This is a genomic window from Nitrobacter sp., assembly GCF_051535235.1.
Taxonomy (GTDB): Bacteria; Pseudomonadota; Alphaproteobacteria; order Rhizobiales; family Xanthobacteraceae; genus Nitrobacter.
This window is the reverse complement of the sequence record NZ_JBPPLZ010000004.1, coordinates 1-18,039: the sequence shown is the minus strand read 5'-3', so window position 1 is coordinate 18,039 and position 18,039 is coordinate 1. Positions and strand designations below refer to the sequence as shown.

At 63.8% G+C, this 18,039-nt stretch carries 17 protein-coding genes; 6 read left to right on the top strand and 11 right to left on the bottom strand.

Annotated elements, in window-relative coordinates; genetic code table 11:
* Positions 1–64: 64 nt before the first annotated feature.
* On the bottom strand, positions 65–1,615 hold the full coding sequence (locus ACS3WA_RS06475) for an MDR family MFS transporter (RefSeq protein WP_438277724.1): 1,551 nt from the start codon (positions 1,613–1,615) through the stop codon (positions 65–67).
* A gap of 178 nt (positions 1,616–1,793) precedes the next feature.
* Complete coding sequence (locus ACS3WA_RS06470) at positions 1,794–2,309, bottom strand: YcgN family cysteine cluster protein (protein ID WP_438277723.1); 516 nt, start codon at positions 2,307–2,309, stop codon at positions 1,794–1,796.
* 306 nt (positions 2,310–2,615) lie between these two features.
* On the opposite strand from ACS3WA_RS06470, the gene ACS3WA_RS06465 reads away from it, so the two are divergent.
* From ACS3WA_RS06465 to ACS3WA_RS06455, 3 genes are all read left to right on the top strand, one after another.
* Positions 2,616–4,883 carry a transglycosylase domain-containing protein gene (locus tag ACS3WA_RS06465; protein ID WP_438277722.1) on the top strand — a complete coding sequence of 756 codons (2,268 nt, stop codon included), beginning with the start codon at positions 2,616–2,618 and terminating at the stop codon, positions 4,881–4,883.
* Between the two features lie 271 nt (positions 4,884–5,154).
* Positions 5,155–5,733 (top strand): DUF1214 domain-containing protein, encoded by a 579-nt coding sequence (locus tag ACS3WA_RS06460; RefSeq protein ID WP_438277721.1) that lies wholly within the window; start codon positions 5,155–5,157, stop codon positions 5,731–5,733.
* Positions 5,730–6,308, top strand: coding sequence for a DUF1254 domain-containing protein (locus ACS3WA_RS06455; RefSeq protein ID WP_438277720.1), 579 nt, complete (start codon positions 5,730–5,732; stop codon positions 6,306–6,308). Before ACS3WA_RS06460 ends, ACS3WA_RS06455 begins: the two co-directional genes overlap by 4 nt.
* 99 nt (positions 6,309–6,407) lie before the next feature.
* On the opposite strand, the gene ACS3WA_RS06450 is transcribed toward ACS3WA_RS06455, so the two are convergent.
* Positions 6,408–7,166 (bottom strand): hypothetical protein, encoded by a 759-nt coding sequence (locus ACS3WA_RS06450; protein WP_438278023.1) that lies wholly within the window; start codon positions 7,164–7,166, stop codon positions 6,408–6,410.
* Positions 7,167–7,307: 141 nt separating this feature from the next.
* Positions 7,308–7,511 (bottom strand): hypothetical protein, encoded by a 204-nt coding sequence (locus tag ACS3WA_RS06445; RefSeq protein ID WP_438277719.1) that lies wholly within the window; start codon positions 7,509–7,511, stop codon positions 7,308–7,310.
* A 135-nt stretch (positions 7,512–7,646) separates the two neighbouring features.
* Between ACS3WA_RS06445 and ACS3WA_RS06440 the strand changes: the two genes are divergently transcribed.
* Positions 7,647–8,612 (top strand): DUF2336 domain-containing protein, encoded by a 966-nt coding sequence (locus ACS3WA_RS06440; RefSeq protein ID WP_438277718.1) that lies wholly within the window; start codon positions 7,647–7,649, stop codon positions 8,610–8,612.
* A 249-nt stretch (positions 8,613–8,861) separates the two neighbouring features.
* On the opposite strand, the gene cckA is transcribed toward ACS3WA_RS06440, so the two are convergent.
* From cckA to flgB, 7 genes are all read right to left on the bottom strand, one after another.
* Positions 8,862–11,417, bottom strand: coding sequence for a cell cycle histidine kinase CckA (gene cckA, locus ACS3WA_RS06435; protein WP_438277717.1), 2,556 nt, complete (start codon positions 11,415–11,417; stop codon positions 8,862–8,864).
* 152 nt (positions 11,418–11,569) lie between these two features.
* Positions 11,570–12,649 (bottom strand): flagellar biosynthesis protein FlhB, encoded by a 1,080-nt coding sequence (gene flhB / locus ACS3WA_RS06430; RefSeq protein WP_438277716.1) that lies wholly within the window; start codon positions 12,647–12,649, stop codon positions 11,570–11,572.
* Positions 12,650–12,991: 342 nt separating this feature from the next.
* A complete protein-coding gene (gene fliR, locus ACS3WA_RS06425) occupies positions 12,992–13,762 on the bottom strand; it encodes a flagellar biosynthetic protein FliR (protein ID WP_438277715.1) in 771 nt (256 codons plus the stop codon).
* An 89-nt stretch (positions 13,763–13,851) separates the two neighbouring features.
* Positions 13,852–14,115 (bottom strand): flagellar biosynthesis protein FliQ, encoded by a 264-nt coding sequence (gene fliQ / locus ACS3WA_RS06420; protein WP_292617274.1) that lies wholly within the window; start codon positions 14,113–14,115, stop codon positions 13,852–13,854.
* Positions 14,116–14,289: 174 nt separating this feature from the next.
* Positions 14,290–14,601, bottom strand: a complete 312-nt coding sequence (gene fliE, locus ACS3WA_RS06415; protein WP_438277714.1) for a flagellar hook-basal body complex protein FliE — start codon at positions 14,599–14,601, stop codon at positions 14,290–14,292.
* 14 nt (positions 14,602–14,615) lie between these two features.
* Positions 14,616–15,041: a flagellar basal body rod protein FlgC gene (gene flgC / locus ACS3WA_RS06410; protein ID WP_438274849.1), complete on the bottom strand. Its 426-nt coding sequence runs from the start codon at positions 15,039–15,041 to the stop codon at positions 14,616–14,618.
* A 29-nt stretch (positions 15,042–15,070) separates the two neighbouring features.
* The gene (gene flgB / locus ACS3WA_RS06405) at positions 15,071–15,478 is read right to left on the bottom strand and encodes a flagellar basal body rod protein FlgB (RefSeq protein WP_438277713.1); all 408 of its coding nucleotides are present in this window, start codon (positions 15,476–15,478) and stop codon (positions 15,071–15,073) included.
* A 378-nt stretch (positions 15,479–15,856) separates the two neighbouring features.
* Here flgB and ACS3WA_RS06400 point away from each other — a divergent pair, with 378 nt between their 5' ends.
* Together ACS3WA_RS06400 and fliP are read left to right on the top strand one after the other, a co-directional pair.
* Entirely contained in the window at positions 15,857–16,813 is a 957-nt protein-coding gene (locus ACS3WA_RS06400) for a flagellar biosynthetic protein FliO (RefSeq protein WP_438277712.1), read from the top strand.
* Positions 16,810–17,565 carry a flagellar type III secretion system pore protein FliP gene (fliP, locus tag ACS3WA_RS06395; RefSeq protein ID WP_438277711.1) on the top strand — a complete coding sequence of 252 codons (756 nt, stop codon included), beginning with the start codon at positions 16,810–16,812 and terminating at the stop codon, positions 17,563–17,565. Before ACS3WA_RS06400 ends, fliP begins: the two co-directional genes overlap by 4 nt.
* Positions 17,566–18,039 lie beyond the last annotated feature (474 nt).

Here is an 18,039-nt window from a genome sequence, read left to right as displayed (position 1 = left end):
ACAGACCCTTAAGCTATACGCTCAACGAATGCTTAAATCCGTTGACGAATTCCACCGGCACCGATCACGCCGCCGGTCCTGCAAGCGGCCGCTCTTCCATTCGCATCAGCAGCAGCGCCGTACCTGCCAGCATCGCTGCGGCGGCGGCAAACACATAGCGGAACGCCGTGGTGAGATCGGATGCGGAGATCGCGAACGGATGACCGCTCTCCTGGCTGATCGAGATATCCGAACCCAGCATCATCAGCAGAATGGCGGCGAAGGCGGCGACGGTGAATGACGAGGCGAGCGCGCGAAAGAAATTCATCGCGCCGGTGACGGTGCCGACCTGCGGCCGCGCCACCGCGTTCTGCAGCGCCACCACGCTGACGGGAAACGTGGTGCCGAGCCCGAAGGCGAACAGCGAGAGCAGCGTCAGCAGCGGCCACAGCGGCATTGCGACCGCTGCCAGGATCGCGGCGATGACGGCGGCGAACGCGGTCCCGATAATCGCGACCCGCTTGTAGTGGACCGCGTGCGTCATGGTGCGGCCGGCAAGCGCGGCGCCGCCGGTCGAAATGGCTGCGATCGGTATCAGCGCCAGTCCGGATTCGCTGGCGCTGAGGTGATGGACCACCTGATAATACAGCGGCAGATGCACGGTGATCCCGATGATGGCGCCGAGCGCGAAGGCGCCGGCGGCAATGGCGTAAGGAACAACCGGCCCGCCGATCAGCGCCAGCGGCAGGAACGGTTCCGACGTCCTGCGCGCGTGCCAGACGAAACCGGCGGCAAGCACGAGCGAGGCGCCGAGCATGGCGGCGATCGCCGGCGATAGCCAGGCGAAGCGGTTGCCGCCCCAGGTCAGCACCAGCATGAACACCACGGCGGAGGCCATCAGCAGCGCTCCGCCCGCCCAGTCCACCTTGCGGCGGCGATGGAACACCGGGATTTTTTCCATCTTCGGCAGCAGCATCGCCAGCGAGACGACGCCGAGAGGCACGTTGATCCAGAAGATCATCGACCAGTGCAGGTGCTCGGCGAACACCCCTCCCAGCACCGGCCCGGCGATTCCCGCCGCAGTCCACACGCCGCTGAAATAGGCCTGATACTGGCCGCGCTCGCGCGGCGTCACCACATCGGAGATCACGGTCTGCACCACCGGCAGGATGCCGCCGCCGCCGAGACCCTGCACCCCGCGCGCGACGATCAGCGTCGCAATATTGGGCGCCAGGGCGCAAAGCACCGATCCCGCAATGAACAGACTGAGCGCAGTGATGATCATGGAGCGACGGCCATAGATGTCGCTCAGCGTACCGAACACCGGCGCGACCGCGGTCGATGCCAACAGATACGCGGTGATGATCCACGACAGCGTGGTGACGTCGTGGAACTGGCGGCCGATGGTGGGCAGCGCGGTCGCGACGATGGTCTGGTCGAGCGCCGCCAGGAACATGGTCAGCATCAGGCTGACCAGGATGGTGCGGACTTCGCTCCGGCTCAGTGGAACGGGAGGCGCGATCGGCGGCGCATCGGAATCGCCGGCGGCCGGACCCGCCGCGGCTTCGCGGGAGTTGCTACCGGCCGAAATCCGCGGAAAGGACGGATCCCGATCGGACTGATCGAGCTTGTTCATGTGCGGGAAACAAAATTTTCGGCTGAAATGGCGAGGGAGACGGACGGAGGACGAAAGGCTGCGTCATCTTATAAAGGCAGCGTCATCATATAACGTGCGCTGTCGGGTTCGGACAGCGCGGTCGGCGGTCGAATAGCATCTGCGGATGCTCAATCGCAAACATGTGATGGATAAGTCATCAGCTTCGCGGCCGATTCCTCAGCCGGGCGAGTTTGGACAACCGAATCGGCCACTGCACGATATGATTTTCGAGCTCGGAATCGGGAATCTCGTTCTCGGTCCCCCGCACCCGGCCCCGCACCGAGACCCCCGCCTCGTGCACCGTGTTGCGGTCGCCGGAAATCAGCGGATGCCACCAATAGAGATCGCGTCCCTCCGCGACCAGCCGGTAACCGCAGCTCGGCGGCAACCAGTTCAGGCTGCGAACGTTTTCCGGCGTCAGGCGGACGCAGTCCGGCACCTGTTCGGAGCGGTTCGCATAATCCTTGCAGGCGCAGAGCCCGGCATCCAGCAGCCGGCAGGAGACATGGGTGAAATAAATGTCGCCAGTGTCTTCGTCCTCGAGCTTTTCCAGGCAACAGCGCGCGCAACCATCGCACAGGCTTTCCCATTCGACGCTGGACATCTCTTCCAAGGTCTTGGTCTTCCAGAAGAATCCGGCCTGTTCCGACGGGCGCGAGGATCGTTGCGTCATGCTTCGCTTCTTGGTCCAGCTGAAAATTCGCAATTTCAAATCGCAATTTTTATGGGGTGTGGCCGCGCCGCGCGCAAGCGTCTCCGCTTTCGCCGTAGGCCGTGCTGTCCGAACGTGCAACCGGCCATTGGTTTATCACCTCTGCTCGGATAGAAAGAAACGCTTTCCTGGGCATGCGGATGATGTTCCATCCGTTGGTTTTGACGTGCCTTCCGTGTGCCTTGGGTTTGCCGCAACACTCTTGCATGACGTGCCGACGGCGCCGGACGGGGCGCCGCCACGCCGCAGATCGGTCACAGGCCCCTGGTGCGCAACCTGCTGCCCTCGGATTGGAAAAAGCGAATCCGGCATTTCCTGCTGGACTTCGACGCGCGCGTCGATTCGACGCTGTTCTCCTCTGCGGTCGGCGCGCGCGAGCTTTATGAGCGCTTCTCCACCTTCATGGACCGCTTCTATGTGGGCCGCTGGAAACGCTGGGTGTTCATCGAGCCTTTATCGGAAGCAGCGACGCTCGGCCTCGGCGGCCTCATCGTTCTGCTGGCGCTGGCGCAGCCGGCGTTCCGCGAAACCGCCGACGAGGACTGGCTGAAGAAATCCGATCTCGCGGTGACGTTCCTCGACCGCTACGGCAACCCGATCGGCAGCCGGGGCATCAAGCACAACGATTCGATTCCGCTCGAGGAATTCCCCGATAACCTGATCAAGGCGACGCTCGCGACCGAAGACCGCCGCTTCTACGATCACTTCGGCATCGACGTCGGCGGAACCTTCCGCGCGCTGGTGACCAACGCGCAGGCCGGCGGCGTGCGGCAGGGCGGCTCATCGATCACCCAACAGCTCGCGAAGAACCTGTTCCTCTCCAACGAGCGCACCATCGAGCGCAAGGTCAACGAAGCCTTCCTCGCGATCTGGCTGGAAACCCGTCTGACCAAGAACGAAATCCTGAAGCTGTATCTCGACCGCGCCTACATGGGCGGCGGCACTTTCGGCGTCGACGGCGCGGCGCATTTCTACTTCAACAAGTCGGTGCGCGACGTCAACCTCGCCGAAGCCGCGATGCTCGCCGGCTTGTTCAAGGCGCCGACCAAATACGCGCCGCACATCAATCTGCCCGCCGCCCGCGCCCGCGCCAACCAGGTGCTCGACAACATGGTGGACGCGGGCTTCATGACCGAGGGCCAGGTGTTCGGCGCGCGGCGCAATCCCGCCACCGCGGTCGACCGGCGGGACGAGAACTCGCCGAACTATTATCTCGACTGGGCGTTCGACGAGATGCGCAGGCTGGTCGATACGTTTCCGCGATCCTATACCGAGCGCGTGTTCGTGGTGCGCACCGCCATCGACATGAACGTTCAGCACGCGGCGGAAGAAGCCATCGAGAACCAGTTGCGGCAATTCGGCCGCGACTATCACGCGACTCAGGCCGCAACCGTGGTCGCCGATCTCGACGGCGGCGTCCGCGCGATGGTCGGCGGACGCGACTATGGCGCGAGCCAGTTCAATCGCGCGACCGACGCCATGCGCCAGCCCGGATCGTCTTTCAAGCCGTATGTCTACACCACCGCGCTGCTCAACGGCTTCAAGCCGACATCGACGATCGTCGACGGCCCGGTCTGCATCGGTAACTGGTGCCCGCAGAACTACGGACATTCCTATTCCGGCACGGTGACGCTGACCCAGGCGCTGACCCGCTCGATCAATGTGGTGCCGGTGAAGCTCTCCATCGCGCTCGGCAAGGGTGAGAAGAACCCGGCCAAGGCCGGACGCGCCAAGATCGTCGCGGTCGCCCGCAAGTTCGGCATCGTCACGCCGCTGCCGGATACGCCCTCGCTGCCGATCGGCGCCGACGAGGTCAACGTGCTCGAGCACGCTGTCGCCTATGTGGCATTTCCGAACAAAGGCAGGGCGGTCACGCCGCACGCGGTTCTGGAAGTCCGCACCGGCGCCGGCGATCTGGTCTGGCGCTACGATCGTGACGGCCCCAAGCCGCGCCAGATCATCCCGCCCTCGATCGCCGCCGACATGGCCGGCATGATGAGCCACGTGGTCAGCGAAGGCACCGCGCGCCGCGCCATCCTCGACGGCATTCCGGCGGCGGGCAAGACCGGTACCACCAACGCCTATCGTGACGCCTGGTTCGTCGGCTACACCGGCAACTTCGTGTGCGGCGTCTGGTACGGCAACGACGACTACTCACCGACCAACCGCCTGACCGGCGGCGCACTGCCTGCGCAGACCTGGCACGACATCATGACCGCCGCGCATCGCGGCGTCGAGATCAAGGACATCCCCGGTGTCTCCGCGCCGGCGAAGCCAACCGCAACCGACAGCGCCAAAGTCGCAGGCGACGACAGCGCAAGCCCCGCGCCGCCGCCCATCCTGACCAAACGGGGAGCCGAGATTCTGGTGCGTGTGGAAAAGATGCTGGATGAAGCCGCCAAGACTGTCGGAAAAACCTCGGCCGCCCCCTCCGTCTCGCCTGCTGCCTATTCGTCCGGCGCCGCGGCGTTTTCCGAAAGCCTGGCGGCTGCAACGTCCGGCGGCCGGACGACTCTCGCACCACGCAAGAACTGACGCATGATCCGTGGTCCATCGTAATCCATGGCCCATCGTTTTCGAGCGCAGCATGCCCTCGGGCTTGACCGGGGACGGGAGACCGGTTCGCGTACGGACAACGTGTTGAACAGGGATCCCTGCTTCTGGATTTCACGGAGCGGAAGGGCTCCATGACTTTCAACTCGAAACCGGACCGGAAGCCTAATATCATTACGCTCCTTTGATTCTGCAGTTCGCATCAAAGGAGCCGAGCGATCGTTTGCGAACTTCGAAACCGGAGCGCCGACCCGTGCGGCTGATTTTGATCACCTTGCTGGCGTTCGGTCTTGCCACCGGGGTCGGACTCGGAGCCACCTGGATCACCGCGACGCGGGGCACCGACCTGGGCACGCTCACCATCGGCGCGTGGACCGCAAGGCCAAGGAGCGGATCCGCCGACATCGATCCCTATTCGCGCGCCGCGATTGCGCGCAGCGGCGAATTGCCGATCGGAACCGGCGACGGCATTGCATTCCTCGCGACCACCTCCGACGACAAGCGACCGCTCGATGGGCGCTGCGACGTCATCGTCAGCGGCGTGACTCCCGCGGCACGGTTCTGGACGCTGACGCTCTACGACCGCAAGGGCCATCTGGTGGCCAACTCGCTGCAACGCTACGGCTTCACCAGTGAGGAGATCGTGCGGAATTCCGACGGCTCGTTCGCCGTGAACGTGGCAGCGCGCGCACGCGCCGGCAACTGGCTGCCGACCGGCGGTATCGAACGCTACGTGCTGATGCTCCGTCTCTACGATACGCCTGTCGGGGTCGCGACGCGAACCCAGCGCGACGCGCCGATGCCCTCAGTTACCATTGGGGGGTGTTCATGATCCGCGTGCTGCTTGCGGTCGTCGGCGGCATCCTGCTCGGCGGTGTCGTGCATCTCGTCAGCGTGCTGGCGCTGCCGCGGATCGCCTCGCAGGACGCCTATTCTCGGTTGATGGCGATGACCAAGGTGAACGCGGTGACCCCACTGCCGCCGGCTGATCCCGGCGTTTCGCCGATGCCGTTCATGGACCCGGCCTTTGCCGTCGCGGTCTGCCGCTACGACCTGTCTGCCGGATCGATCAAGCTGACGGTGCCGGTGAGCCAGGCCTACACCTCGGTGTCGTTCTACACCCGCAGCGATGTCGCCTATTACGCAATCAACGATCGTTCCGCCGGACGCAAGGTGATCGAACTCAACCTGATGACCGAAGCCCAGCACGCGGAATTGCCCGAGGAGGAGGATGTCACGGCGGCGGATCGGCTCATCATCGATTCGCCTTCAGCGACAGGGTTGATCGTTCTGAAGGCACTGGCGCCGGAGCCCGGCATGATGGAGCAGGTGAAAGCCTCTCTCGCCGCCGCGACGTGCCGGCTGCAGACCGAACCGCCCATGGTGAAGCCTGAAGCGAAACGGTAAGGCGACGGCGATCGCTCGATCGTTTCATGCTCTATAGTGTTTTCGAGCGAAGTGGGCCGGTTCGCGCGAAGAAATCGTGTCAAATCAAAATCATGGAATCTATCCCCGCGTGCGCAGGGCGCGGCCGATCACCGGCGCAGCGGTGACCGGAGGGTTGGCCGTCAGCGCCGCAAGCTGTCCGATCAGACGATCGGCATCGGCCGCCACGCCATCCGGCGCTTGAATAACCAGATGCTCGAGCGCCCATCTATAGGACGCGATCCGTTGCTCCAGGCACTGCTGCACCCACTGCACGATCAGGGTGTTCTCTTCCATCCGCGCGACGGCATCCGAACGCTCGCGCCGCGACAGATCAGACACGAGATTCAGACTAGCCTTGCGTTTGCTATCGAGATCAAAGACTTGCCGCGCGGTGTTGAAGAACGGATCGAAGCGCGTGATATCGTCGCGGACGTCGTCGATCAGTTGCGCGTAGCGCGAGGCGTGGGATCGATGCGGCTCATCGATCAACTGTCGGCCGTAGGCGCTGCGGTCAAATGCGGGTTTCTGCCGCCACGGCGGTGCCAACGGGTCATAGTCACCGAACACGCTCTTCCAGGCCGGCCGCGAATGCGGGGGCTCGACCAGGGGATAGGCGAGATCGCGCAACATCCGCTCGGTGTCGGTCAACTGAAATCGCGACGGCGGTCGGCCGATGCTGCCGGTCGCTTCCGCGCCCATCCAGCGATGCATGTCGTCGTTGCGGACGTCCTGGCGAACACGGCCGAAGTCCCCGCCGCTGCATGCCGCCAGCGTGGCGCCGAGAACAATCACGGAAACAATCGACACGAGCCGCGGGAGCAATGAACCTGCCGGCATCGTTGACGCCGTTCCGGCCTTGACGAGATCAAAGCCGGGCTCCAGTCCTTTTATCTGACGCGTTTCCTTAACGCGAACCGCGACCCGCTTCGCTCGAAAACGCTCCAGCGGATTCCCCGGCATCGGCGTCTATCCGCACGATCAGGATCGAGCGCGACGACGGCGACGGCGCCCGGGGGCCGTGCCCTCCTCGGGACCGCGGCCCCCGCTGGTTTCCTCACTGTCGCGGTCGATGCGGATGACCGGCAAAATCACAACGATGCCCATCGCGCGGTCCGCCGCGCGATCCATCGTTGATCCCGGCCGCGAAGCCGCATCGGCCGGAAACGCGATAACGATGCCCATCCCCAGTGTCTCCTCGCCCGGCGCCGGACCGATTTCGGCAGCGCCGCGTCGGGATTTAGAACCGGGCATGGTTAACGGCCTGTTAAAGCCGCCTCGCTAGATTGAGGTGAGTTGTCTCCACAAGCGTACGCCGACATGACCGCACCTCCGATGTTTCCCGGCTTCGACGGATTGTTGACGCTGTCCCGCAGGGAGGGTGTCGACATCCGTCCGACTCTGCTGCGGGTGCTGACCGACCTTTACGTGCAGACTGCCGCGCACACCGCCGAGGAGGAGCAACACTTCGTCGAACTCACCTCGCGCCTGATCGATCAGGTCGACGACGCCACCCGCGCCGCGGTGCGCGCCCGCCTGTCGATCTATCCACAGACACCGGCGGCGATCATGAGCAAGCTCCGGCTTCATGCGGCCGTCCAGCCGCGAGCGACCAAAGCCGCGCCGTCCCCGCCTCCAGCCTCTTTGCCGGCTGCGGAGACAAAACCCCGGGCCCTCGCGACGCTGTCGATGGAGCCGCGCGACGGCTCCGAAATCAGTCAGATGTTTTTCGCCGCAAACGCCAGGGACCGCGCCTTGATCCTGCAGAACCTGGCGACCGCGCCCCTGCGGCCATCGCCGCGCATCCATCCATCACGGGCCGCGCGCGCGATCGAGACCCTCCACATGGCCGCATTCGCATCCGACATCGATAACTTCGTGACCGAACTCGGCGAGACGCTGATCCTTCCCGCCCGGATCGCCGAACGGGTGGTGAAGGATTCGGGTGGCGAGCCGCTCGCCTGCGCCGTCAAGGCCATCGGCATGTCCTCGAAAATCTACCAGCAGATTCTGCTGTTTCTCGATCCGGCCATCGGCACGTCCGTCATCACGGTGTACCGGCTGTCGCGGCTCTACGACCTGCTCGACGAACGCTCCGCGCGGATCTTGCTGGCGGCCTGGCGCGGGGCGACGATGTCCGAGGTGCGGGCCAAATATCGCCCGGCGCTTTATCATGAAGAACGCCACCGCGCCCGAACGGTACCGACGCACGAACGCCCTGGCGTCGCCCAGCCAGACGCGACGGTCGTCACGCGCAGGACCGGACGCGACTCGTCTGGCAGCTAGGCGCTTGAGCATGATCTTAATCCAAAAACCGGTTCCCACTTTTCGGGATCACGCTCTGGACCATACCCGCTCGCCCCAACCTCTCCCCATGGGAGAGGGAGCGCACTCCGTCGCGTGGAAGTGGTCCGTCAGAATTGAAAACGCTTTGGCGCTTCGGTGCGAACGCCCTTCGCCCGGTTCGCTCAGGCGCGAGTGCGCTACCGCGTGCCAACCTCCACCTTTTTGAAGGGGAAATGAACACATAGACGCTTACGTCGGCGCCATCGTTTCCTTGACCTTGGCGACCAGCGCGCTAAGCGCGAAGGGTTTTGCGAGGAAAGCGAACTGCTCGTTCTCCGGCAGACTCTTGTCGAACGCTTCTTCCGCATAGCCGGACACGAAGATGATCTTGAGATCGGGGTTGCGCTTGCGCATTTCGCGCAATAGCGCGGGGCCATCCATCTCCGGCATCACGACGTCGGAGACGACGAGATCGACGACGCCGCTCTTCGCATCGAACGCTTCCAGCGCCTCGATGCCGTTGGCGGCCTCGATCACGCTGTAACCGCGCGAGCGCAGGCCGCGCGCATTCAGCGACCGCAGGCCGTCTTCGTCCTCGACCAGCAGGATGGTGCCCTGCCCGGTCAGATCGCCGGACGCCGGCTTGGCCGGAGCGGACGAGTCCCTTGAAGGCCCGCCGGCTGCGGCTTCGGGCCGGACATCGGTCTCGGGATGATGACGCGGCAGGAAGATGCGGAACGTCGTCCCCTCGCCCGCTTTGGAATCGACGTAGATGAAACCGCCGGTCTGCTTGACGATGCCGTAGACCGTCGACAGCCCGAGCCCCGTGCCCTTGCCGACCTCCTTGGTGGAAAAAAACGGCTCGAAGATTTTATCGACAATGTCGGGCGGGATGCCGGTGCCGGTGTCGCTGACCTCGACCAGCACGTAATCGGCGGCCGGCATTCCCTTGTGGCCGAACGTCGCGACCTCGGCCGCCGCAACATTGGCGGTGCGGATTGCGAGCTTGCCGCCGTTCGGCATGGCATCGCGCGCGTTGACCACGAGGTTGACGATCACCTGCTCGAACTGCGAGACGTCGGCCTTGACCGGCCACAGGTCGCGTCCGTGCACGACCCCGGGGAACGTGACCTTCTCGCCGATCAGCCGCTTGAGCAGCATGCCGATGTCGCTCAGCGTATCGCCGAGATCGAGCACCTTCGGCTGCAACGTCTGCCGCCGCGAGAATGCCAGCAACTGCCGCACTAGCGCGGCGGCACGGTTGGCGTTCTGCTTGATCTGCATGATGTCCTGGAACGACGGATCGGTCGGCTTGTGCGCGTTCAGCAGGAAGTCGTTGGCCATCATGATCGCGGACAGCACATTGTTGAAATCGTGCGCGATGCCTCCGGCGAGCTGGCCGACCGATTCCATCTTCTGCGACTGATTGATCTGGTTTTCCAGCGTTCGCCGCTCGGTCGTCTCCAGCACGTAGACGATCGCGGCCTCGGCATCGCGATCGTCGTCCTCCACCGCGGTGACGAAAAACTGTCCCCAGCGCTCGCGCGCGCCGACCAGCATCAATTCCACCGGCGGAATATCACCCTGCCCGTCCGCTGCGGCATGAATGGCCGCGCTCAACTGGCCGCGATCCCGCTCGTTGACCGCGGCGAGAATCGATTTGGCCGCCGCGCCATCGGAACTGAGACTTTGCGCGAGTTTCGCAAACCGCGCGTTGGCCCGGCTTACGGTGCCGGACTTGTCGACGGTCGCGATCGCCATCGGCGTGTGGTCGAAGAAGCGCATGAAGCGCACTTCCGCTACGCGCTGCGGATCAACGCGCTCGTCGCGGGCGCGGCTGATTACCAGCGTCCGCGAGGGACCGGGCACGCCGTCGGCGCCGAACGCCAGCTTGTGATAGAGACGCGCGGGCATGGTCTTGCCGTTGCGCATCCGCAGGTCGACATCGAACACCTCGGTCCGGACCTCGCCCGGCGCTGCGACAATCGACGTCAGCAAAGCCGCACCGTCGCCGGAGACGACGTCGGTGAGCTTCAAGCCGCCCGAACCGATCTCCGCGAGATCGTGATCCAGCCAATTGGCCAGCGTCGCGTTGACGTAGGCGAGATCGCCCGACGGATTGACCGAGAAGAAACCGCACGGCGCATGATCGAGATATTCGATCGCATGGCGCAATTCCTGGAAGACGTCTTCCTGCCGCTCGCGGTCGCGGGTGATGTCGGCGATCGACCACACCGCGTGTCTGGATTGCCGCTTCGCCTGGCCGAGCGGGCGGACCCGCAGCCGCAGCCAGCGGCCGTGCTCGCCATCGGCAGCGGCGACGCGCACCTCTTCCTGCTGGCGCTTGCCTTCGCGCGCGGCCTTCAGCAGACGGAACACCGCCTCGGAGACATCGGGGTTGCCGATGAAGACGCGCTCCACCGGCCGCACATCCTGCATCGAGGTGGCGCCCGTCAGGGTGAGGTAGGCGGAGTTGGCATAAACGATGTGTCCTCCGGCATCGGTGATCGCAATGCCGTCGAAGGCGTGATCGGCGACCGGGCGCATCAGCGGATCATCGGCGGTGCGGTCGGCGAAGCGGACGATGCCGGCCGCGAATGCGAACAGGGTGAACAGTCCGACCATCGCCAGCAGCGCCAGCAGCGCCAGAATATAAGGCTGGGCGTTGGCATGCCCGAGCGTCATGAATCCCACGGCGGCCGCGACGATTGCGCCCGCGACCAGCAGGACCAGCAGGATGCTGCCGCTCCGTCGCGCCGGTTCCTGCGCGACCTGCGGCGAATCGATATCGTGATCGGAGGTCATGGCATCCGGCGGGGCCTGTCGCGGCGGGCGCGGAATGCGCGTGCGCCGGGCCCTGAGTGCCTGAATCGGACCCGGCAGCGCAAGCACCTCATGGGCTCATTTCCCGCCATTTTCCCCGCCCGGATGCTCTTTCCGGATACCCTAAGCCGGCATCACGCGCGGCGCCCCGCAAAGCCGCGCTTCAGGCCCATGACGTAGCCGATGATTTCGGCGACCGCGTGATAATGCTCGGCCGGAATCTCGTCGTCGATCTCGACGGTAGCGTACAGCGCGCGGGCCAGCGGCACGTTTTCGACGATCGGAATGTCGTGCTCGCGGGCGATTTCCCTGATCTTGAGCGCGATGTTGTCCATGCCCTTGGCCACGCAGACCGGCGCCGACATGCCGCGCTCGTAGGACAGCGCGACCGAATAGTGCGTCGGGTTGGTGATGATGACCGAGGCCTTCGGCACCGCGGCCATCATGCGCTTCTTCATGCGCACGGCCCGCAACTGCCTGATCCGGGCCTTGATGTGCGGATCGCCTTCCGTTTGCTTGAACTCCTCCTTGATCTCCCGCAGCGACATCTTCTGCCGTTCGAACCACTGCCGGTACTGCAGCAGGTAGTCTGCGATCGCGACCAGCGCGAGCATCGCGACCACCGCACCGAGCAATTGCAGCGTCAGGGTTCTGGTGGTGCCGAGGATGGCGTTGGGATCGAGCCGCACCATGGCGTCGAGCCGCGAGCGCTCCGGCCACAGCACCGCGGTCATGACCGCGCCGAGCGCCACCACCTTGAAAAGTCCCTTGGCGAAGTTCGCGGCCGCCTGCTTGCCGAAAATCCGCTTGGCCCCGGAGACCACCGAAATCTTGCTGAGCTTCGGCTTCAGCGCCTCCCCCGACCAGACGAAACGGTGCTGAATGACATTGCCGGCGACGGCGGCCAGCACCAACATCAGCAGCGGCACGCCGAGCGCGGCGACAAGCACGTATTCGAGCTGCACGGCCAGCGCCAGCAGACCAGGACCGTCGGTCCGGATCTGCCAGGAGTTGGCGATCAGGTTGCGCAGCGGCATCTCGAATCCGCCGCCGACGGAGCCCGCGAAGGTCGACAGCACCAGCGTCGCGCCGGCGATCACGAACCAGGTGTTGACCTCCTGGCTCTTGACGACGTCGCCGCGCTCGATCGCGTCATCGAGACGTTTTTGCGTCGGGTCTTCTGTCTTTTCGGTATCGTCGCTCTCGTCGGCCATCGTTGCCGTGTCCTAGTGTCCCGATTCCGAAGTTCGCATACCCTCGCAGCAACCTTTGATGCGAACTTCGGAATCAAAGGGACACTACCAACTTTATGATTCTAGTGTGGTTTGGGTTCAGAAGTTCGCTTGACGGACTCGCAGAGACACTGGGAGCGAACTTCTGAACCGCCACACTAGTGGTCCAATTCTAACATTTGCATCCCGTTGCCGCAGGGAGTTCTTGCAAATGTTAGAATCAAAGGACCACTAGCAACTATCAGGTTTCTAGTGGAGTTTTGAATTTGACATTCGCCTGACAAGTTCGCGGCAAAGTGGGTAGCGAATGTCAAATTCACTCCACTAGTTCGACAACGTCAGATCGCGCATCACGCCGATAAAATAATCCATGTAGGTCCCCATCATGGACACCAGCACGGCAGCGAGAATCATGAAGCCGATGAGGATCGAGAGCGGCACGCCGATGAAATAGACCTGCATCTGCGGCATCAGCCGCGCCAGCACGCCAAGCCCGATATTGAAAACAAGTCCGAAAACCAAGAACGGCGCCGACAGTTGCAGGCCGATCTTGAAAGCGGCCGAGAAGGCGCGCGTGGCCAGCGCCGCCACATCGCCGCTCGGCATCAGTTCGCCCGGCGAGAAAATCCTGTAGCTCTCGTTCAGCGCGGTGATGACCAGATAGTGCGTGTCGGTCGCGAACAGTATCGCGATGCCAAGCAGGGTCAGGAAGTTGCCCATCAGCGCGCCTTGCTGGCCCTGGGTCGGATCGATCGACGTGACGAATCCAAGCCCCAGTTGCTGCGCGATGATCGAGCCCGCGACCTGCAGCGCCGCGAGCGTGACGCGCGCGGTGGCGCCCAGCACCACGCCGATGATGATCTCATGCACCAGCAAGATCGCCAGCGGCGCGGCCGACTGCATGTCGACGTGATAGGCGGCACGATGCAGCGGCAGGATAATCAGAGTCAGAAGCAGGGCGATGGCGAGCTTGACCCGGACCGGAATGAAGACCTCGCCGAAGCCCGGCAACAGCATCACCATCGCGCCGATGCGGGCAAACACCAGCATGAAGGCGGCGCCGAGAGCGGGCAGAAGCGAGATATCGATACGCATGATGCCCTTGAGGTGCTATCCCGACATTCTCGTCGGAAACTTGCAGCGAGCGGATCGCGATACCGCATCCACCCCTGCGATCTTGTGCATCAACCGCCGATGATTCGCGATGAAATCCGTATCATTTCGGCGTGCAGCGCGTCGGCCATGAACGGCAGCGCCAGCACCAGCGTCACGAAAATGGCCAGGATCTTCGGCACGAACACCAGCGTCTGCTCCTGGATCTGCGTCAACGCCTGGATCAGCGAAATGGCGACGCCGACGATCAGGCCGACGCCCAGTAGCGGCCCCGAGACCAGAACGATGGTCCAGATCGCATCGCGCGCGATATCCAGTGTTTCAGCGCCGGTCATTGCCTTCTCCCATGTACTTATTCTTTATGCTGGGACGCGCGCCTTCACGCGCTCCAAAATTCATTCTTCCTGCTTCAGCTTATGGATTTTCGGGTTCGCGCTATCGGCGCGAACGCGAAGCGTTCGTCGCCCAGCGCGCCGTCGGAATGACAACTTGAATCCATAACCGCGCGATCAGATCGGCATTCTCATGATGTCTTCGTAGGACTGGATGACGCGGTCGCGCACCGAGACCAGCGTCGACACCGCGACGTCGGTATCCGCCACGGCGGTCACCACATCCATCAGGTTTGCCTTGCCCGACGCCATCGCCACCGTCTGCGCGTCGGACTTCCGGCCCGCCTCCATCACGCTGCCGAGCGCATCCTTGAGCACCGCACTGAACGAGGGGCCATCGCCCTCCGGCGGCTTGCCGGCGGCGGCGCCGGAGCCCATCATCTTTGCAAGGCTCGCATAGGCGTTTGCTGCGACTGTGGGTGATGCCATGGTCAGGTCTCCGATCAGGATTTGAGAATATCGAGCGTGCGCTGGATCATCCGGCGTGTTGCGCTGATGATGTTGACGTTCGCCTCGTATGACCGTTGCGCGTCGCGCATGTCGGTCATTTCGACCAGCGAGTTGACGTTGGGATATTTGACGTTGCCGCTGGCGTCGGCAGCCGGATTGCCCGGCTCGTACTTGACGCGGAACGACGACATGTCGGGCTTCACCCGGCCGAGCGTCACCACTTTCGCATCGAGCGCACGATCGAGCGCCGATGAAAAGGTCGGCACCTTGCGCCGATAGGGATCACCCCCGGGCGTCTGCGCGGTGGAATCGGCGTTGGCGATGTTTTCCGAGATCACCCGCATCCGTCCGGCCTGCGCCCGCAGACCGGATGTCGCGATGCCCATCGAACGCATGAAGTCGGCGCCGTTGTCTGCCATGATGCGGTCTCCTTTTCTTCAGCTCTGCGTCATGCCTTGCCGACCGCCATCTTCAGCAGACGCAGGCTGCGGCTGTAGAGCGAGGTTGCGGCGGCGTAATCCATCTGGTTGGCCGATACCTTGAGCATCTGGTCCTCCAAATTGACCGCGTTCCCTGCGGGACGGGTCTGAAAACCGGCATTGCGATTCTGGTCGAAGTTCGAGCCCGGGCCCGAGCCGGTGATATTCCGGCCCGAAGTGGTGCTCATCATCGCCAGCGTCGCGCCGGACGAAGCGTTGCCGCCCTTCGCGTCGAACTTCGGTTCGATCAGGTCGCGCGGCTTGAAATTCGGCGTGTCGGAGTTGGATATGTTTTCGGCGAGAACGCGCTGGCGCTCCTGATGCCATTGCATCCGGGTGCGCAGAGCCGCCAAAGCGGAAATATCGTTGATGGGCACGCCGGGCCTCCGCTCCACTCCGGGGACGGTGCGCCGCGGAGGGTAGGCAGAATTTGCCGCCTTTATGGTTAACAGCCGGTTAAGAACGGCGGGCGCGCGATCCGAATCGATCCTCCGCCTTCCAAAGCCAAGGACGTTCCTGGTCCGACCGGACGATTTTTGTTAGGGAACGCCGCGTTAACCACCCGCATTAACCGGAACGTCTGGTACTCAGAAGTTGTTTTGGTCTGGTCGATTCATAGGTTATTAAGGATCAGCGGCAGCTTTTGCCGGACGGGGTTAACAGATTGGGCCAAGGCTCGGTCGTCACGGGAGGGTGCCGCAAGGCATTCGACGATCGAAGCTGTAATAAAGGCGCTTTCTGTCAGGGACACAGAAATGCAGGCCATTACATTCGTCATCGCATTCATTGTGGTCCTGGCGCTGATCGCCGGGACCGCCTGGCTGGTGCGGCGATTTGCGGGAAGCCGGCTTGGCACCACCGCCAATCGCGGACGGATGCCCCGCCTGGCGGTCATCGATGCCGCGGCGGTGGATGGGCGCCGGCGGCTCGTTCTGGTGCGCCGCGATAATGTCGAGCACCTGCTGATGATCGGCGGACCGTCCGACATTGTCGTGGAACCCAACATCGTCCGCGCGCCGGGCCGCGATCAGACCCCGCAACGTCCTTCACCCGGCAACGAACCGTCGCTGCCGCGCCTGCCGCCGCTGGCTGAAACAGGCTGGGCGGAGTCCGACGGCCCGCGTTCCGATCCTCTCGATCATCCCGAGGAGATGCCGGATCCGGCGCGACCGGTCCTGCGTCCCCCCTTCCCTGATCCGGCGCGACGTCCGGCCGCCGCCGAGCGCCGCAATGATCCCCTGGCGGGCTTCACGCCCGAACCCATGAGCCGGACCGACATTCGCGGCACCCGTCCCGCGCGCAGCGAGCCTGCGATGCCGCCGCGTCCGCCTGTTCGTGCAGCCGAGCCCGGGAGCACATCGCCGCCGCGCCCTGCGGAGCGGCCGACGTTTTCGCCGCCGCCGCCACCACCGGCCCCACCGCCCGCCGCATCGCCGCCACCTGCTTCGAACGCGGATCAAAATCTTGCCGAGATGGCGCAGCGTCTCGAAGCCGCGCTCCGGCGTCCGGCCAACGACGGCAAGCCGGCGGCCGTCGCGCCTCCGGTTGTTCCCGAGCCGCCACCCCGTCCGCGCGCCGTGGAAAGTCCGCCCGCTTCGCGCAGCGAGCCGCCGGCGCCGCCGGCAGCCCCCTCGCCCGGTTCGAAATCCGGCTTCGAGCACCTTGAAGACGAGATGGCGTCGCTGCTCGGGCGACCGAAGTCGCCTTCGTGAGGCCGGCGGCCATCCCGCGTAGAGTTTTATTCCTTCTCGTTCTGATAGCCGCCGGATCGCTCGCAGGTCCGGCGTTCGCGCAGGATATCAGCATCAATCTCGGCGGCGCCGGCAACGGCGGCGTGACCGAGCGCGCGATCCAGTTGATCGCGCTGCTCACAGTGCTGTCGATCGCGCCGTCGATCCTGATCATGATGACGTCGTTCACGCGCATCGTGGTCGTGCTGTCGTTGCTGCGCACGGCGCTCGGCACCGCGACCGCGCCGCCCAACACGGTGATCATCGCGCTCGCGATGTTCCTCACCGCCTTCGTGATGGGACCGACGCTGCAGAAATCCTATGACGACGGCATCAAACCGCTGATCGCGAACGAGATCACCGTGGAGGACGCGCTGCAGCGTGCGTCCGTCCCCTTGCGCGGCTTCATGCAGAAGAACGTGCGCGAGAAAGATCTCAAGCTGTTCATGGATTTGTCGGGCGAGCCGCCGCCAGCGACGCCGGCCGACCTTTCGCTGCGGATCCTGATGCCGGCCTTCATGATCTCTGAACTGAAGCGCGCCTTCGAGATCGGATTCCTGCTGTTCCTGCCGTTCCTCATCATCGACCTTGTGGTGGCATCGGTCCTGATGTCGATGGGCATGATGATGCTGCCGCCGGTCGTGGTATCGCTGCCGTTCAAGCTGATCTTCTTCGTGCTGGTCGACGGATGGTCGCTGGTGGCAGGCAGCCTGGTGCAGAGCTACGGGAGCTGAGCGACGGTGCGCTCAGGTGTGAGCCCGGACTGCCGTGGACAGGGTTCTACACGACAGCGCCACGACGGCTGGAGCCTTTCCGCTTCTGATGGAATCAGAAAGCGGGCTCCGAGATTTTGTTTTGACGCGTTTTCTTCACGCGAACCGGCATACATCCAGGGGTCAAACCCAAGGTCGTGCTTCACTCGAAACGCTATAGGCTCTCCATCGAACGATACGGCATAGTCAGAAGAGTCGCCGGATCACGATGACTTTGAATCGACCCACCCAAATCATGAACGTGATCGATACCAATATCCTGGAGCGGAACACGGGCGGAATGCCGCAACACGCTTTTTTACGCCCAAGGCAAAAACAAAATCCCCCGGCAGTTTCCTGCCAGGGGTTTGTTCGGGATGTTGTCAGATGATCTGTTTTACCAGTTGCGCTGCGCGCGGAACATGAGGGTCCAGGTGTCCTGATCTTTCAGGACAT

Bases quoted from the DNA above. Each gene is read 5' to 3' on its own strand.
- ACS3WA_RS06475 (WP_438277724.1), bottom strand. From the start codon at position 1,615: ATGAACAAGCTCGATCAGTCCGATCGGGATCCGTCCTTTCCGCGGATT.
- ACS3WA_RS06470 (WP_438277723.1), bottom strand. From the start codon at position 2,309: ATGACGCAACGATCCTCGCGCCCGTCGGAACAGGCCGGATTCTTCTGG.
- ACS3WA_RS06455 (WP_438277720.1), top strand. From the start codon at position 5,730: ATGATCCGCGTGCTGCTTGCGGTCGTCGGCGGCATCCTGCTCGGCGGT.
- ACS3WA_RS06450 (WP_438278023.1), bottom strand. From the start codon at position 7,166: ATGCCGGCAGGTTCATTGCTCCCGCGGCTCGTGTCGATTGTTTCCGTG.
- ACS3WA_RS06445 (WP_438277719.1), bottom strand. From the start codon at position 7,511: ATGGGCATCGTTATCGCGTTTCCGGCCGATGCGGCTTCGCGGCCGGGA.
- ACS3WA_RS06440 (WP_438277718.1), top strand. From the start codon at position 7,647: ATGACCGCACCTCCGATGTTTCCCGGCTTCGACGGATTGTTGACGCTG.
- cckA (WP_438277717.1), bottom strand. From the start codon at position 11,417: ATGACCTCCGATCACGATATCGATTCGCCGCAGGTCGCGCAGGAACCG.
- flhB (WP_438277716.1), bottom strand. From the start codon at position 12,649: ATGGCCGACGAGAGCGACGATACCGAAAAGACAGAAGACCCGACGCAA.
- fliR (WP_438277715.1), bottom strand. From the start codon at position 13,762: ATGCGTATCGATATCTCGCTTCTGCCCGCTCTCGGCGCCGCCTTCATG.
- fliQ (WP_292617274.1), bottom strand. From the start codon at position 14,115: ATGACCGGCGCTGAAACACTGGATATCGCGCGCGATGCGATCTGGACC.
- fliE (WP_438277714.1), bottom strand. From the start codon at position 14,601: ATGGCATCACCCACAGTCGCAGCAAACGCCTATGCGAGCCTTGCAAAG.
- flgC (WP_438274849.1), bottom strand. From the start codon at position 15,041: ATGGCAGACAACGGCGCCGACTTCATGCGTTCGATGGGCATCGCGACA.
- ACS3WA_RS06400 (WP_438277712.1), top strand. From the start codon at position 15,857: ATGCAGGCCATTACATTCGTCATCGCATTCATTGTGGTCCTGGCGCTG.